15 protein-coding genes are annotated in these 15,471 nt (G+C 55.1%); 10 read left to right on the top strand and 5 right to left on the bottom strand.

What is annotated here, in order from left to right; genetic code table 11:
• The first annotated feature begins 464 nt into the window (after positions 1 to 464).
• Positions 465 to 2,018 (top strand): arylsulfatase, encoded by a 1,554-nt coding sequence (locus tag LC354_RS21530; RefSeq protein ID WP_223427755.1) that lies wholly within the window; start codon positions 465 to 467, stop codon positions 2,016 to 2,018.
• A gap of 99 nt (positions 2,019 to 2,117) precedes the next feature.
• Here the strand turns inward: LC354_RS21530 and LC354_RS21525 are convergent, their stop codons facing one another.
• Both LC354_RS21525 and LC354_RS21520 read right to left on the bottom strand, forming a co-directional pair.
• Positions 2,118 to 2,999, bottom strand: coding sequence for a TauD/TfdA dioxygenase family protein (locus LC354_RS21525; protein ID WP_223427754.1), 882 nt, complete (start codon positions 2,997 to 2,999; stop codon positions 2,118 to 2,120).
• Positions 3,000 to 3,039: 40 nt separating this feature from the next.
• Positions 3,040 to 3,405 (bottom strand): nuclear transport factor 2 family protein, encoded by a 366-nt coding sequence (locus LC354_RS21520; RefSeq protein ID WP_223427752.1) that lies wholly within the window; start codon positions 3,403 to 3,405, stop codon positions 3,040 to 3,042.
• Positions 3,406 to 3,510: 105 nt separating this feature from the next.
• Here LC354_RS21520 and LC354_RS21515 point away from each other — a divergent pair, with 105 nt between their 5' ends.
• Together LC354_RS21515 and LC354_RS21510 are read left to right on the top strand one after the other, a co-directional pair.
• Positions 3,511 to 3,666 (top strand): hypothetical protein, encoded by a 156-nt coding sequence (locus tag LC354_RS21515; protein ID WP_223427750.1) that lies wholly within the window; start codon positions 3,511 to 3,513, stop codon positions 3,664 to 3,666.
• Positions 3,667 to 3,776: 110 nt separating this feature from the next.
• Positions 3,777 to 4,130 (top strand): carboxymuconolactone decarboxylase family protein, encoded by a 354-nt coding sequence (locus tag LC354_RS21510; protein WP_223427749.1) that lies wholly within the window; start codon positions 3,777 to 3,779, stop codon positions 4,128 to 4,130.
• 146 nt (positions 4,131 to 4,276) lie between these two features.
• On the opposite strand, the gene LC354_RS21505 is transcribed toward LC354_RS21510, so the two are convergent.
• Positions 4,277 to 4,987, bottom strand: a complete 711-nt coding sequence (locus LC354_RS21505) for a VIT1/CCC1 transporter family protein (protein WP_223427747.1) — start codon at positions 4,985 to 4,987, stop codon at positions 4,277 to 4,279.
• 176 nt (positions 4,988 to 5,163) lie between these two features.
• Between LC354_RS21505 and LC354_RS21500 the strand changes: the two genes are divergently transcribed.
• From LC354_RS21500 to LC354_RS21475, 5 genes are all read left to right on the top strand, one after another.
• Positions 5,164 to 5,652, top strand: coding sequence for a GNAT family N-acetyltransferase (locus LC354_RS21500; RefSeq protein WP_223427744.1), 489 nt, complete (start codon positions 5,164 to 5,166; stop codon positions 5,650 to 5,652).
• Between the two features lie 805 nt (positions 5,653 to 6,457).
• On the top strand, positions 6,458 to 7,210 hold the full coding sequence (locus LC354_RS21490) for an amino acid ABC transporter ATP-binding protein (protein WP_317849376.1): 753 nt from the start codon (positions 6,458 to 6,460) through the stop codon (positions 7,208 to 7,210).
• A gap of 143 nt (positions 7,211 to 7,353) precedes the next feature.
• Complete coding sequence (locus tag LC354_RS21485) at positions 7,354 to 8,040, top strand: transporter substrate-binding domain-containing protein (RefSeq protein ID WP_223427742.1); 687 nt, start codon at positions 7,354 to 7,356, stop codon at positions 8,038 to 8,040.
• A 79-nt stretch (positions 8,041 to 8,119) separates the two neighbouring features.
• Positions 8,120 to 8,818 carry an amino acid ABC transporter permease gene (locus tag LC354_RS21480; RefSeq protein ID WP_223427740.1) on the top strand — a complete coding sequence of 233 codons (699 nt, stop codon included), beginning with the start codon at positions 8,120 to 8,122 and terminating at the stop codon, positions 8,816 to 8,818.
• An 11-nt stretch (positions 8,819 to 8,829) separates the two neighbouring features.
• On the top strand, positions 8,830 to 9,519 hold the full coding sequence (locus LC354_RS21475; RefSeq protein ID WP_223427738.1) for an amino acid ABC transporter permease: 690 nt from the start codon (positions 8,830 to 8,832) through the stop codon (positions 9,517 to 9,519).
• Positions 9,520 to 9,629: 110 nt separating this feature from the next.
• Here LC354_RS21475 and LC354_RS21470 read toward each other — a convergent pair whose 3' ends face one another.
• A complete protein-coding gene (locus tag LC354_RS21470; protein WP_223427737.1) occupies positions 9,630 to 10,109 on the bottom strand; it encodes a hypothetical protein in 480 nt (159 codons plus the stop codon).
• Between the two features lie 34 nt (positions 10,110 to 10,143).
• Positions 10,144 to 11,778, bottom strand: coding sequence for a S8 family peptidase (locus LC354_RS21465; protein ID WP_223427735.1), 1,635 nt, complete (start codon positions 11,776 to 11,778; stop codon positions 10,144 to 10,146).
• Positions 11,779 to 11,923: 145 nt separating this feature from the next.
• Here LC354_RS21465 and LC354_RS21460 point away from each other — a divergent pair, with 145 nt between their 5' ends.
• Positions 11,924 to 12,388: a hypothetical protein gene (locus tag LC354_RS21460; RefSeq protein ID WP_223427733.1), complete on the top strand. Its 465-nt coding sequence runs from the start codon at positions 11,924 to 11,926 to the stop codon at positions 12,386 to 12,388.
• 437 nt (positions 12,389 to 12,825) lie between these two features.
• On the top strand, positions 12,826 to 15,471 hold a 2,646-nt coding region (locus tag LC354_RS21455), incomplete at its 3' end, for a trypsin-like peptidase domain-containing protein (protein ID WP_223427732.1).

Here is a 15,471-nt window from a genome sequence, read left to right as displayed (position 1 = left end):
AACGCATGATCTTCTCTCCTGAATTTTGAAACCATACCGCCACAGCGGGTTTCAAAATTCAGGAGAGAAGATCAGAGAAAGATTCGCTGAAGCGGACCGGCTAGAAGCCGGTGGCTTCGATCCATTAGGTGGAAAGTGAACTTGCCACCCATGTTCAGAAATGTCTGAATAAGTGCATCATATGTGTTTTGCTTGGCGACTAGTTTCATATGCAAAACGCGATCCCCAACCGCCACAGCACATAACGCGCGCACGGCCACCAAACGCGAAAAAACCAAACCGTTTGGACAGTCCCAATGGCAACCGTCACATTGATCGGTTCGAACGCCACCCGGGTGGCCGTTGTCCGGAAAGTCTCTGGCCATACCGGCCGATCCCGACAATTATGGTTTCGCATCGCCACCCAAACTTTCAGGACACGATCCATGCGCGTAACCTTTTCCCTTTCTCTACTGATTTCCGTGATGTTCACGATTCAAACGTCTGCACAGGAACAGCCCGCTGCATCTGCATTGAGCCGCGCCGTTGTATCGGCGCCGAACATGCAACCCGCCATTCCACGCCCGGAACAAGACGTGCACGCCGCCGAAAAGCTTGCCGCGTTCGAGGCGCGCACCGGGCAAAAACCAAATATCGTGATCTTTATCGTCGATGATATGGGCTATGGTGATCCCGGCGCGTTCGGGGGCGGTGCGATGATCGGTGCCGCCACGCCGCACATGAACGCATTGGCGGCGGACGGTCTCAAGCTGTTGTCGACATATTCGCAATACACGTGCACGCCGACGCGGGCCGCAGTCTATACCGGGCGGTTGCCGGTGCGCACCGGACTGATCCGCCCGATCCTAGCTGGTGACACCATCACGGTGAACCCTTGGGAGGGGGAGTTGTCAGTTGCGGGTCTGCTGAGCGCGGCAGGGTATCATTCGATGCTGGTGGGCAAATGGCACATCGGTGAAGGCGAAGGCATGCGCCCGCATGACGTCGGCTTTGATGAATTCTATGGCTTCTACAAGGCGCAAAAGGAATACACCCAAGCCTTTGACCCGCGCCGTTTTCCTGACCTTGTGCTCGACCCGGACAAGTTGGAACGCTATCAATCCATCGGGTCCAACAACGATCTGGTCTATGGGTTGGCCGACGGCAAGACCGAGACGGTTGAGACCATCGACAGCACCGAAAAGATGGCCGAAGGCGACAAGATGCTGCGCGACTATACCGTAAAGCGCATCAAGGAATTGTCCGAAGGTGACAAACCGTTTTTCATCAGCCACTCATTCATGAAAGTGCACGCCGACAACTTCCCGTCCAAAGAATTCCGTGGCGCGAGCGCATCCAAATACCCCTATCGCGACAACATGGTCGAGGTGGACGCCTATATCGGCGACATCGTGGCAACGCTTGAAGACAGCGGCGAACTGGAGAACACCTTCATTTTCGTCACCTCAGACAATGGCCCGCAAATGGACAGCTGGCCGGACAGCGGATACACCCCGTTCCGCGGAGCAAAGGGTACAACATGGGAAGGCGGCGTTCGGGTTCCCGGCATCGCTTATTGGAAAGGGATGATCGCTCCCGGTCAGGTCTCGGACGGGTTGTTCGATCTGATGGATTTGTTCAATACATCCCTGACCCTCGGCGGCGTTGATATTTCCGCCCTGCCCGATGACAGATACTATGACGGTATCGACCAGACGTCGTTTCTGATCGTCGAAGGGGGCCAAAGCCGGCGCGAGCATGTCTACAACTGGCTGGGAAAGCAACTGGCAGCCATGCGGATGCGGGAATACAAGGCCCACCTCCTGGTGACGCTGGCGCAAGAGAAATTCCTCTATATCGACATGGCAACCGTGGTCCCGACCGGCCTCGCGCCATGGCTGTTCAATCTCTACATCGATCCGAAAGAGGAATATACTGTGGGGCACCGTATGAATGCGTGGACCGCATCATTGGGCGCGGAATTGAAGGCGCATGCGGCCACTTTCGCCAAGTTTCCACCAAAGGATTCAGGCCTGTAAGCAAACTTGGCGCTCCTGACTCTGCCAGAGCGACGGGAGCGTCAAACAGCGAACACGCCGCCCAAGACTACCCCCGCAGAGGATACCGCAGGTTTCGTGTCAAATGCTGCGCGCCGCAGCCAACCCATCGCTGTCCGAAAGCGAACAACAAATCCCGGCCAGTGTCCGCGGCTCGTCATAGGGCCATGGCATCCCACGATGCAGAACCGCCCGTTGATCCCACATCAAAACATCTCCAACCTTCCAGTTGTGCGCGTACACAAACTGCGGCTGGGTGCAAAACGCCATCAGCTCTTCGATCAACGCGTCACCTTCCGCTTGGTCCATGCCTTCAACCTCGAACACGTGAGAGGCGATAAACAGGCTTTCGGCGCCGTTCACCGGATTGGTCCAGACCGCAGGCCATCGTTGCGCCGGCCATTTGTTGAACATCGGTAAATCCGCCAGAGCTTGCGACAAGCGCTCGCGCGACCGTCGATAATTGTGCCCAAGCACCTTTCCCCGGATACGCGCCTTCAATGGCTCCGGCATTGCAGCCCAAGCGGCCCGTGACGAGGCCAGTTCAGTTTGGCCCCCTTTGGACGTCACAACCTTTGCCGTCAAAATATTGCACAGCGCCGGAACGGGCAGAAATGTGGAATCAATATGCCATTGCTGGTTCGCCTTCAGGTTCAGCGTCTGCAAATCCATTTCCGCCGAAACACCATCCTTCGTCTCGTTGGACACCAGCGGCATGTCCATGACCGCGCCGGGTTTTCGCTCGTCCTTCTTGCGATCTTCAATCGGCCCCCAGAGCGCGCCGAACCGAAAATGCTCCTCTGCGGTCAGGTGCTGATCCTCAAAGAGCAGCGCCGAGTGCGCTTCAAACAGCGCGCGCAGTGCCGGGTATGACGTTTCTTTCGTGACATCTGACAGGCGCAGATTGTGCACCTTGACGCCGAATGCACCGGACAACGGGGATGTTTCTATTGTGTCATGCATCGCCAGCCTTCCGCAGCTTTGTTCTCGATGTCGATCTGATCTATGACGCCGCAGGTATCGGCCCAAAGAACCCGGTGATACTGGACAAACGACCATCGTCAGCCAGCGTTGCGAAATCAATTCCCTCTATGGCCGTCGATCCATCGGCAAGCTGAAGACGCCACTCAAATCGAAGGCTATTGTGGTGCATATCAACGCCGCTGGTCACTTTGATCCGCGATCCCGGAAATTGCGTTTGCACGCCGCCTATGTGATCCACAAAGGCGGCGCGGCCTTGGATCCGCGCCATTGGATCGGCATAGACCGCGTCGTCAGCCCAGCACGCCTCCAGCAATTCGGAACGTCGCCCGGCATCCGCCTCGCCCCATGCGGCAGCGTAGGCTTTCAGTGTCTCTGTCAGGTCCATCCCATATTCTCCCTCGTGGCAGGTCGTCGCGCATACCCGTTCCATCAATTCGTTTCATGATGGGTGGTCTGCACGATCTTGGGAAGTGTTATTTCGGTCCACGCCATGGGCGTCGAACCCGCGCGTCCTGACGGCAATCACAGTGTGCAACGTCGCACGCTGCGCTTTTGCGGGACACGCATCGCGCCAGAATCCATGCTGGCCCAGCGCTTTGAATATCTGCGTGCGCATATCGCGCTCAAGGCGAAGGAAGCAGGGTAGCCGTTCGTATGAGACGCGGACGCAATTGCAAGTTTTGATCCAAGTCAAGGAGGCTGAGGCGACGGAAGACTACCGAGGTCAGACCAATTGGAAATAAGTGGAGCAGCGCAGTGAGCACAACATCGTACCCGGAATTGACGAATGCGATTTCAAGACAAATAGGCACTTTGCGAAAAGACATTCCTGAAACCATGAAGGGCTTTTCGGTCATGGCGCAAGGCGCTTGCGCTTCAGGGGCTCTCGACGAAAAGACCAAGGAACTGATTTCGATGGGGATCGCGATTGCTCTGCGGTGCGACGGGTGCATTGGCTTCCACACCAAAACCTTGGTGAAACTCGGGACGACCAGACAGGAATTCGACGAAATGCTTGGGGTTGCAATCTACATGGGGGGAGGCCCGTCGCTGATGTATGCCGCGCAGGCGCTCGACGCTTGGGATCAATTCGGCGGCGCAACTTCCTAGAAAATCTTGCAGATAGATGCGAACGTAAATGCAGCCACGCAAGGCCCTCGCTCAAATCTCCGCTCCGCGTTATAGCGCAACCTTACGCAACGCAATGCGCTGTCGACGCGGAGCCCCCCAAAGAGCATGGGGTCGCACAGTCTTTCTTAGGCATGAAATAAAGTGCCCACATAAAAGGCGATCGCCGCGGCCACGCCGCCTATGAGAAAGGTTTCAGCCGCAGATCGCCACCAAGGGCTGAGAGACCACAGGCTTTTGAGCGCTCCGATCGCGAAAAAGGTAACCATGGTCATCGCAGCCGAAACAATAAATGCATTCTCGACACCAATAAGGAAAGGAAACAAAGGAACAACACCCGCGACAAGAAAGGCGAGAAATGTTGTCGCGGCGGACTTCGCAGGGTGAGGATCAATACCGCCAAATCCATACTCCCCCTCCATCATCAAGGAAATCCAGTTTTCGCGATTTTGCGTTACAGCGTCGGTTGCCTGGTTCAAAACGTCACCCGTCAGACCCTTGAGTGCAAGAATTTCCCGAACTTCGAGCCGCTCCCCCTCGGGGTATTTTTGTATGTGATGTTCCTCGATCTTGCGGATGCGACGCATGTTATCAAGCTCTGCCTTCGTCCCTGAATAATTGGCCGCCGCCATGGAAAAGCCGTCAGCCAGAACGTTGGCTATGCCCAGCGCAACGACAATGAAGGGCGAGAGTCCCGCACCAGCAACACCTGCGACGATAGCAAATGTCGTCACGGCTCCATCAATTGCGCCGTAGACTGCATCCCGCAAAACGCCTCTGCCATGTGGGGCGCCAATACGCTTCGCGATTTCCTGCGGGCTATGACCATGATCCGTCACTGTGGGCCTCCTTTTCTCTCAGGATAGGTCCTACAGTCGGGAACGCCTTAATTCAGATCAACATCCGGGGCCCTTCATTTTCCCAAAGCAGTCTATGCGTCAAGCCGATGCCGCACTGGATGCGAAGACAAGAACGTGCCGATAACTTTTGGCCAACATACTGATATGGTGATCGCATGATGACAGCCAATCAATACAGTTTTAGAAAAGTGGCCTTGGATGATGGCGATTTGCTGACGAAATGGCAATCGGCCCCACATGTCCGCGAATGGTGGGACGCGAGTGAGCCATACGAGGAAGACGATCTAAAAGACCTGCGTGTCGCACGCTGGATCGTTTCATTCCTTGGACGCCCATTCGGGTTCATGCAGGACTACACGGTCCATGGCTGGGAAGATCATCATTTTGCCAAGCTTCCCAAGGGCACCCGGGGGATTGACCAGTACATTGGAGATCCGGACATGATCGGTGCGGGGCATGGGACCGCGTTTATAGGTGCACGGATGCAGGCACTTTTTGATGCGGGAGCACCGGTGATCGCGACCGATCCTCATCCTGACAACGAACGGGCGATTGCTGTTTACAAGAAACTGGGGTTCGAACCGTTTGGACCACCTCGGCAAACGCAGTGGGGCTTGATCCTGCCCATGATGGCACGAGGGTAAGCGGCTCTGCGACAATGTCTGCTGCGTTCAGCAAAGCTATGCTTTGCAGATGCTACCTGCCGACGAATACGCGGAAATGGTGCGCCATTCTCGGGCTACTGATTTACCCCCTCACAGCAATTGTCAGTCCGGCGCGGTATGACACACCGCTTCGATATTGCGCCCATCGGGGTCGAAGACAAATGCAGCATAATAGTCCGAGTGATAGTGCCTCCTGAGACCAGGCGGCCCATTGTCTATCCCGCCTGCCCGGATAGCAGCAGCATGAAAAGCATCGACGTGAGCGCAACTCTTGGCCGTTAAGGCAACGTGCAATAGCCCAGTCGTTGCATACTGTTTTGCCAGCCAAGCTTCAGCAAACGATCCGACCAGCGCGCAAACGACGCTGACCACACTGCATGAGACGGTCGGGCACCTTACGATTTGGCCAGCGATGACCATCGTTTCAAGGCGCCTGTGCGTTACAGATTTCTGGGGCAAAATGGTTTTCCTCGCGTTCCGTCAAATCGATTTGAAAGCGAAGCTCAAGTTGGAGAGGATTTCAGCGCTAGCACTTCTACGGGAAAATGCGGTGTATCCAATTGATTTATAATCCATAATTTTTCTCCTTGGCTTTCAGAGCAAAAGACAGAACTTGACTTTATTCGGTCGCGATGCGCTGTTTCGCTGACAAGGAGACATACATGACTGACCTCAATGTGGGCAAAAAGACCTGCCCCACGGTTTGGAAACGCTTGCCACCCTCACAGATTTTGCGATTTGGCAGATCGTTTAACCAGCATCTCGCTGTGGACGGGCTGACGCCATGAACGAGCCGATGATCGTGATTGATAGCATCTGCAAGACATACCACCTCAAAACCCGTCCCGAGCCGGTGCGCGCTTTGGACAATGTCTCAAATCATGTCGACCGAGGCGAGGTTGTTGTGGTTATCGGGCCGTCCGGCTCCGGTAAGTCGACATTGCTCCGCTCGCTCAACGCGTTGCAAAGCGTGGACAGTGGACGCATCGTCATTGACGGCATTGAGGTCACTAACAAGAAGACGGATATCAACAAACTCCGGGCCGAAGTTGGCATGGTCTTTCAACACTTCAACCTGTTTCAACACAAGACCGCGCTGGAAAATATCGTCATGCCACAAATGATCGTGGCAAAGCGGACCCGTGAGGAAGCCGAAGACATCGCCAACGATCTGCTACAAAAAGTCGGCATTCCGGATCGCGCCAATAACTACCCGTCCATGTTGTCAGGTGGACAGCAACAGAGGGTGGCGATCGCGCGTTCATTGGCGATGAAGCCCAAGGTGATGCTTTTTGACGAAGCGACCTCGGCACTGGATCCGGAAACCGTCGGCGGTGTGCTGGAATTGATGCGCGACCTGGCGCTTGGGGGCATGACAATGGCGGTTGTGACCCACGAAATGGGCTTTGCCCGTGAGGCGGCGGACCGCGTGATCTTCATGGATGAAGGGGCCATCATCGAAGAGAACACCCCCGCCAATTTCTTTGACGACCCTCAAACCGACAGAGCCCAGAACTTTCTGCGCCAGATTTTATAAGAATACAAAAACCAACCGGGAGAAAACCAACCATGAAACTCAAGACTCTTGTAACTTCTGCTGTCGGCGGCGCCTGGCTTGCCTTGCTTGCGACTGCATCCGTGGCCGAGACGACGATGGAAAAGATCGTACGGACCGGAGAAATGACAATTGCGGTTCAAACGCAGGGTCCCCCTGTCAGCTTTATCAACAAAGATGGTGTGCGCACCGGCCTTGCCATCGAGATTGCCCGCATGATGGCCGCCGACATGGAAGTCGAACTGATCATCCAGGACTATGACTGGAAAGGCCTGATCCCGGCGCTGTCGTCGGGCAAGGCTGATTTCATCGCCGCGGACATGACACCCACAGCCAAGCGCCACATGCAGATCGTGTTCACGGAGCCGGTATTTTATTCCGAAACCATTGCATTTGCGATGGAAGGCTCCGGCTACTCCAAGTGGCAGGACCTGAACAATGAAGGAATTTCGGTTGCGGCCACCCAAGCCTCTTCGTGGGCAGATACCGCACGTAAACTGTTGCCAAATGCCGAACTGAAGGAGTTTTCCGGCGGAACAGCACAAGCTGTGCAGGCTGTCGTCTCAGGACGTGCAAACTCAGGACTGTCGGATAAAGCAACGATTGCCGGCTTCATGAGCTCAATCGACGGGATTGTGGTGCTGGAAGGCGAACTTGCGCAAGAGCCGCTCGGTTTCGCGACGCGCCCGGATTCAATGCATCTGCTGCTGGCGCTCGACAACTACGTCCGCCTGATTCAGGCCGACGGTCGCCTGCAACAGCAGGTCGACTACTGGTGGAACTCCACCGCGTGGGAAGCTGACCATAAATAAGACCAAGTATCAGGGCGCGTTCAATGCGCCCTGATTTTTTCGCCCCGCTAGGCTGGGTTCCTATTTCGTCGGGTGCTTTATGGATTGGCTGCAATATTACTTTAATTTCCGGATCGTCGGCGACTATGCCGATATCTTTGCCGCCGGAGTAGCACAGACACTGTGGATTTCTGCGCTGTGTCTTGTCTTGTCGGTGATCTTCGGGACATTGGTCGCATTGGGGCGCATGTCGAAAAACCCAATGATCTGGCGGCCGATTGCGGCCTATATCCAGTTCATTCGCTCGACCCCGCTGCTGATCCAGATTTACCTGATCTATTATGGGCTCCCTGCGCTTTTGCCCCAGGGCTACGGCAACATCTTTGACGAGACGCAAACCGGGATCATAGCGCTTACAGTTCACACATCCCCCTACATGGGCGAAATCATTCGCGCGGGCATCCAATCGGTCAATCCCGGTCAGATCGAAGGGGCCCTTTCGGTGGGCATGACCCCCCGTCAAACATTGCTCAACGTAACTTTGCCCCAGGCTCTGACCAATGTGATGCCGCCAATGCTGGGACAAACGGCGGTGTTGATCAAGGACACCTCACTGTTGTCGATTATCGCCGTGTTCGAGCTTATGGGCGCCGGGTTGCAGATGTTTTCCGAAACCGTGATTGCGACGGAAAGCTATGTCACCACGGCAATTTGCTATCTGGGCATCTACGCGATGATGTTGATCATTTCCGGAATGCTGCAAAACAAGCTGGGCGGCAAAGCCTGGAAAGCGAATTAGGGAAGACAGACATGGACCTGATTGCCGATAAAATCTCCATTATCCAAAGCCTTTGGCCCACAATGCTGAAGGGCTTGTGGATGACGTTTCAGGTCTCGATGCTCGCCATCCTTCTTGGCTCGCTTATCGGCTTCACACTTGGGGTGGCCAAGACGCTTGGATACTTTGTGCTGGAAAAACTTATCAACGGGTATCTGCATATTCTGCGTGGATCCCCGTATCTGGTACAACTCTATATCATCTACTTTGTGCTGCCTTCGACTGGAATCGCCTGGCTCTCTTTCGACAGCTACACTGCGGCTGTGGTCTCGCTTTCCCTTTATACGTCCAGCTATGTCACTGAAATCGTCGCCTCCGCGATCGTGGCTGTGCCAAGCGGTCAGTCAGAGGCCGCACGGTCAGTCGGCATGACCCGCGCGCAGACCTATCGCAACGTGGTGATCCCACAGGCGCTCAAGCTGACAATACCGCCCATGGCCAGCGTCTATGTCATCGTGATCAAAAGCACGGCCATTTTGTCGGTCATCGGCTTTGCCGAACTGACACGTGCCGGCGAGATTGCGATCATGCGCATGCCCGGCGATATCATGTTCATCTACTGCATGATTGCCGCATTCTACTTCATGTATTGTTACCCGGTCTTGCGGTTCTCGAAATGGGCGGAAGGGCGGTTTGGATCTGCCGGACAAATAGAGCACTGATCGATCCAGACATTGTCGCAAGTCTTGGTAACAGACTTAAACCGAAGGTCGTATTCCACATGAAAAGGCGCCGCATAACGGCGCCTTTTTGCTGTATTGGTTCGCGAAATTTAGGGTTTGAAGGTCAAAAACCCGAAGCGCGCTGGCGTGACGTTGCCGGCATGGTCATAGCAGTAGACCAGCAGTTTACCGCCCACCGAGGACGTTTTGCAGAAACGGCTGTCTCCGGCTGGGGTCACCACTGTGGCATAGTTCAGGTAGTAGTAACTGTTTGAAGTGATCGTGATTTCATAGCGCTTGTAGGTGCCATTGTAGCTGGACGACCAGTTGTTCGACCCTTGGTACTTGGCGCCATTTGAGCGCACCGTGCCATAGGCCAGAGGGCCTTTACCCAGCAGGATGAGCTCGCCCCCATCCGGACCACCTTGCGACGCGTCCAATTCGGCATCATCGGGTTCCAGAGTGACGCCCGTCGCGGCGGTCGAGGACGAACTGTCATCAAGGCCGTTGGCTGCGCTGTCGTCTTGAGCATAAGCTGTGGAAAGACCCAGAAAAAGGACGAGGGCGGAGGAAATTGTAAGTTTAAACATCTGATTTTCCTTTCTAAAATTTCGATCTAATGGATCAAGGCTTGTATGTGACGAAGCCAAAGCGTGATGTCGCGGGATTGCCGTCTTTGTCATAGCACTGGACCAACAACTTGCCGCTGACCGAGGAGGACTTGCAGAACCGCGTGTCCATCGGTGTGATCACTGTCGCGTAGTTCAGGTAGTAGTAATTCTGACCTGAGATCGTGATCTCGTAGCGGGTGTAGGTTGCATTGAACGTCGAGGTCCAGTTGCCATAACCCTTTTGCTTGGCGCCGTTCATCCACACCGTCCCAAAGGCCAACGGACCTTTTGCAGGCGTTACCGGGATAAGTGTGATCGCACCAAGATATCCCATATCAATGCGCGGCTTGGTGATGCCTTTGCCGGTGATGCCTTTGCCTTCGCTTTCCAGCTTGTTCTCGACAGTGGTCACGGAGTCATTTGGGAACCGTGATTTGTGCACAGCCCAAGCACCTGCGACATGTGGCGTGGCCATGGACGTACCGTTGAAGGTCACGGTGCCACCGCCATTACGCGCAGAGGTGATTGACGAACCCGGAGCCAGGAGATCGACCATAGACGCGGAGTTCGAGAAGCTCGAAAGCACGTCGGCCTTGGTCGTGGACCCAACCGTGATGGCGCTGGATATACAGCCAGGTGCACCGACCGCCCCTGTAAAGCCGCTATTGCCGGACGCGATCACAGTCGCAATTTTCAAAGCCCGGAGTTGATCGATCACAGCCTTGCGGCTGTCGCTGTCGCAGGCCGATGTGAACTGACCACCGCCCAGGCTCATGTTCGCCGAAGCGATCTTGAGCGACGTTGTTTGTGCCAGCTGACGCACTTGGTTCAGTGCTTTGATCTGGTCTGACGTGTAGGCCAGGACACAAGGTGCCGAACGCGGCGCACATGTCGATGCGCTGTTGAAGCGGCTGAACACCTGTATCGCTGCAATCTTGGCGTCCTTGGCAACGCCAACAACGCCGCCACCGTTACCTGCTGCGGTGCCCGCGACGTGCGTGCCGTGCCCACAGCCGGAAATGGACGAGGAACAATCGTCGCCCGATCCAGAACTGGTCGAGGAAGATGCACCACCGGGACACAGCGATTGCGACCCGCCATTTGCACTGGACGTGGTCGAATAACATGCTTGGCTGACGATCTTGCCGGCAAAAGCAGGATGGGTCAGGTCAACCCCGGTATCAAGGATCGCAACAACCTGTCCCTGGCCGCGGTAGCCCGCGTTATGCGCCTTGTCCGCTTCGATCAATGGAACGGTCTGCGCCATGGTTGGTGCCGCGAGCGTGTCCTCGACAACGGAAACGACGGCATCGTTGCCGCGCAGTTGTTGAAGTTGGTCGGCATTCACTTCAAGAATAGTCAGCGGCAACCCTTCGATGGCGTCAACCACGGTGATTTCATCCAGCCCTGCGGCAAAGCTTTCCTGAGCTTGCGCAATGGCTGAAGTCTGTGGACCGTCCGTCCCTTCGAGAACGAGCGCCTCGGGATCAAATTCGGCCGCAAGCCGCACGATGACACGCACAGTGTCTTCGGATTCCGCTTTTTCGAACAACCCAGGGCTGAATTCCTGCGCTGAAAGAACGTGTGGCACTGACAATGACAGTACGAACGCTGACAGGACTGCACCTGTCGATAGCAAACGTCTCATGCTAGTCTCCTCCATGAAAATTGAGTCTTAAAATAATGCGAGGAACAATCCGCCGCATGAGTATCGTAGCTTGTTTCGCCTAACGGTAGTATGGTGCAATTCCTTACCCCGCCGGTGATCGGAAGGATTATGAGAGGTGCCCGTTATGAAAAAACATGTCAAAACAGCTTTGGCAGGTGGTGTGATTGCCATCAGTTCCAGCCTGTCTGCTGCCTCGGAATCAGATCAATTCGAGTCGATGCGCTTGCTTGCCGAAACCGACGGTTTGGTCCGCATCATTGTCGAAGTGAAGGCGCCGGACGCCACGAACGAGAGCGATACCGGCGAAGGCATCGAATCGTCCAAGATGGTGCTGCAATCGGCCTTGCCGATGGATGACGCTCCGATGGTGGAATTCATTCAGGACCAACCACTTATGGTGATGGAAGTGACGGCGAAAGGGCTGGAATTTTTGCATTCCTCACCAATTGTCGAACGTATATCATTGGATGGCATCGAAGGCGTGACACCCCCGATCGAAGACCAAACCGAAGAGCTATCACCTGACGATGATCCGTTGCCGTCACATTCTGGCGAAGGTACAGGCGACCTGTCTGCGCCGCAGGACTGATCCACACCGGCTTTGGCCCAATGTTCTCCGTGGTGGGGGTTCCGCATGGTGTTGCCTGTGCAATCTTCTCAGACTGCGCGAAAATTAGCCTACTTTTGAAGCCTTATGCGCGAAAATTAGCCTACTTTTGCATACCCTGAACCCAACCGTGCCTGGACGAGAAGCACGGGCACGACCCGCTTATGGCTGAGTCTGGTCCGCTTTTCATGGGTCAGACCGACGTGTAAACATGACGATGTCAGCCTTTCTTGCCAAAAGGTAAGGCATACCCGACTCGCCATAATCCAAGACTTTTGTATAGTTCTTCCACTTGCGAATGAAACAAGTCGCCCCGCTGGCTTTTTCCAGAACGGGACCTTGCATTTACAGTGGCGAATACCTCGGAGACCTGTATTCCTGTCCGATCTGTTTGCCACCTTCATATGGAATGGCGTGCAATGACGCAGAAAATCACCCTTACTGAACTCAAGGCCAAAATTCGCGACATAGACACGCCAGACGAGGAAATCGCGGCATATCTGTGTGTCGATTCTGATGCGCCGGGTGCCTTCGCTCCGAAATTGCGCATCAATCCGGAACTGGTCGATGACGAAGGGCAGGAGTCCGACGTTCCCATGCGTTTTTTCAATGCGATGGCAAAGCGGCGACGTCAAAAGAAATACAATCGCAAGATCGACGACGGCTGGACGGGCCTGCGGGTTGTCTCCGAGGGCGACAGTTGGTTTCAGTATCCGTTCCTGTTGCGTGATGTGGTCGATTATTTATCTGAAGACTATGCGATCTTCAGTCTTGGTGCTGCGGGTGACCTGGTGCAAGACATGCTGGATCAGGACGAAATCCTGGAGGCGGTGCGTCAGAAAAAGCCGCATCTGTTCCTGATCAGCGGCGGCGGAAACGATCTGTTGGGTGACGGCATGCTGAAGACGGCATTGCATCCCTTCAAGGACGGCAAAAGGGCCAAGGATTATCCCAATGCCACCTTCACCCGGCGTCTCGACGAAATCATCGATATCTATCGGTCAATCTTTACCAGCCTGTTGGCGGAATTTCCCAGCTTGAAAATCCTGTGTCACGGTTACGAATACGCCAAGCCGAACAAGGCAAGATGGTTGGGCAAACCGATGGACGCATTGGGCATCAAATCCAGAAAACTGCAGGCTGACATCATTGTTGTCTTGATCGACCGTTTCAACGCCGCACTGGTCGATCTCGCATCGGAATTCGGTGGCTCGGTGGTGCGGGTCAATTGTCTGAATACAGTTGGGGAAAACTGGCACGATGAGTTGCACCCCAATAATGAGGGCTACCGCGCAGTTGCAGATCAATTCCGGGCCGTCATCGGGTCGATGTTTCACTCAACCGAAAATCTGGAAGGCCCGGTCCAACGTTCGCCCGGCAAAGAGGCGATGATCGATGCCGAAGATCTGGAGCCCGAGGCCTTTCGCGAGTTGGTAGATCACCGCGGCCGGGAATTGTTGGACACCCCCTTGCCCCCTACAGAGGATGAGGAACGGCGCAAGGAAATCGAAGCCGATATTTCACAACATTTCGAGAAAATATCGAACGGCGCGGATTTCCTGCCAGCGCGGTTTTTATATCGTGGGGCGGAGGCCGCCGCATCGGTGTGCCGCATTCGTCTGCCGAGCGGTTTCGGGACTGGATTTCTGGTCTCGACCACCAGCTTTATCATGACCAACAATCACGTCATCGCCGACAAGGACGAAGCGCGCGAAGCTGTTGCGGAGTTTCAGTTCGAGGAGGGAGAGGCCAGTTTGACGGTCAACCTGAACCCCGACCGTTATTTCGTCACCTCAAAGGAATTGGATTTCACGATCGTGGCTTGTGACGACCCTGCGCTTGCGGATTTCCGACCCATCCGATTGCTTCGTAATCCTTCAACCGTCACGCGCGGCGAAAAGGTGAATATCATTCAGCACCCAAGGGGCCGTCCCAAGGAAGTCGCGCTGCATAACAATGATGTATTTCGGGTGAAGGACAAGGTGATCTGGTATGAAACCGACACGGAGCCCGGATCATCCGGCAGCCCTGTGTTCAACAATGAATGGGATCTGGTTGCATTGCACCACGCAGGCTGGATCGAGAATGGCGTGACCACCAATGAAGGCGTGCGGATCGCTGCCATTACTTCGCACCTGATGGCGCGGCAACATAGCGAAGCGACGGGGTCTACTGGCCTGGCTGAATTGTTGTCGAGCATTCCGGACAGCTCGCCAAATCTCGGGTTTTTCGACATCGCCGGTATCACAGGCGCGAATATTCAAGAAGTCGAAGTACCGGAATACAAAGGATCGCTCGAATTTGCCGATGTTGGTTTCTGGAACATAGAGCACTTCAACGACGTGATTTCCGCCGAACGTGTGCACAAGGTGGCAGAAGTACTGCGCCATCTGTCGCTGGATGCCGTCGGGCTCGTCGAAGTGCAACGCGAGGCGATGGAGCGCTTGGTGGCGTCGTTGCAATCCATGGGGCTGAGCTATGAATTCAAATATCTGGATGTCAAAGGTCGCCAGGACCTGGCTATTCTCTTTGATAGCAAAACCACAGAGGTGACCATTTCGGCCAAAATCCTGAACCGTCACAAATCTGCATGGGCGGCGAAAACAGGCACCGGCCGTACGGCTTTTCCCCGCCGTCCCATGATCGCCCACGTAAAAATTGCACCGAATACCGCGAGCGGCGCGCCAACCGAATTCATCATGATCGTGCTGCATCTGAAAGCCTTTGGTGACCCGCAAAGCAAGGCGCGCCGTCGTTTGGCGGCCGAAATCCTGACCGAGGTCATCGCCGACATTCGCGCGACGGAAAAGCTGCCTATAGTGCTGGGCGGGGATTTGAACGAGACGCTGGACAATGCAGTGCTCGAGCCCCTGACAGATGCACCCGACTTGTTCACCCTCACCACAGACGACGCGAGCAATGACGCGCTGTCATATGTGGGCGATCGGTATCGTTCGTTGATTGACCATATCGTCGTGAGCAACGATGTGCATATGTCCCCAATTCAAGGCGATGATGCCGCGATTGTGAGATTGGACAAATCGGTCGCTGGGTTCACCCGGGAT

The organism is Tateyamaria pelophila, from assembly GCF_019966495.1.
GTDB lineage: Bacteria > Pseudomonadota > Alphaproteobacteria > Rhodobacterales > Rhodobacteraceae > Tateyamaria > Tateyamaria pelophila.
Note: the sequence above shows the minus strand (reverse complement) of the source record. Positions and strands in the feature narration are given on the sequence as shown.

What these genes read in the sequence shown, in the direction of transcription:
- LC354_RS21480 (WP_223427740.1), top strand. Translation starts at nt 8,120, where the DNA reads ATGGATTGGCTGCAATATTACTTTAATTTCCGGATCGTCGGCGACTAT.
- LC354_RS21465 (WP_223427735.1), bottom strand. Translation starts at nt 11,778, where the DNA reads ATGAGACGTTTGCTATCGACAGGTGCAGTCCTGTCAGCGTTCGTACTG.
- LC354_RS21485 (WP_223427742.1), top strand. Translation starts at nt 7,354, where the DNA reads ATGACAATTGCGGTTCAAACGCAGGGTCCCCCTGTCAGCTTTATCAAC.
- LC354_RS21470 (WP_223427737.1), bottom strand. Translation starts at nt 10,109, where the DNA reads ATGTTTAAACTTACAATTTCCTCCGCCCTCGTCCTTTTTCTGGGTCTT.
- LC354_RS21520 (WP_223427752.1), bottom strand. Translation starts at nt 3,405, where the DNA reads ATGGACCTGACAGAGACACTGAAAGCCTACGCTGCCGCATGGGGCGAG.
- LC354_RS21490 (WP_317849376.1), top strand. Translation starts at nt 6,458, where the DNA reads ATGAACGAGCCGATGATCGTGATTGATAGCATCTGCAAGACATACCAC.
- LC354_RS21525 (WP_223427754.1), bottom strand. Translation starts at nt 2,999, where the DNA reads ATGCATGACACAATAGAAACATCCCCGTTGTCCGGTGCATTCGGCGTC.
- LC354_RS21515 (WP_223427750.1), top strand. Translation starts at nt 3,511, where the DNA reads ATGGGCGTCGAACCCGCGCGTCCTGACGGCAATCACAGTGTGCAACGT.
- LC354_RS21460 (WP_223427733.1), top strand. Translation starts at nt 11,924, where the DNA reads ATGAAAAAACATGTCAAAACAGCTTTGGCAGGTGGTGTGATTGCCATC.
- LC354_RS21500 (WP_223427744.1), top strand. Translation starts at nt 5,164, where the DNA reads ATGATGACAGCCAATCAATACAGTTTTAGAAAAGTGGCCTTGGATGAT.
- LC354_RS21475 (WP_223427738.1), top strand. Translation starts at nt 8,830, where the DNA reads ATGGACCTGATTGCCGATAAAATCTCCATTATCCAAAGCCTTTGGCCC.
- LC354_RS21530 (WP_223427755.1), top strand. Translation starts at nt 465, where the DNA reads ATGTTCACGATTCAAACGTCTGCACAGGAACAGCCCGCTGCATCTGCA.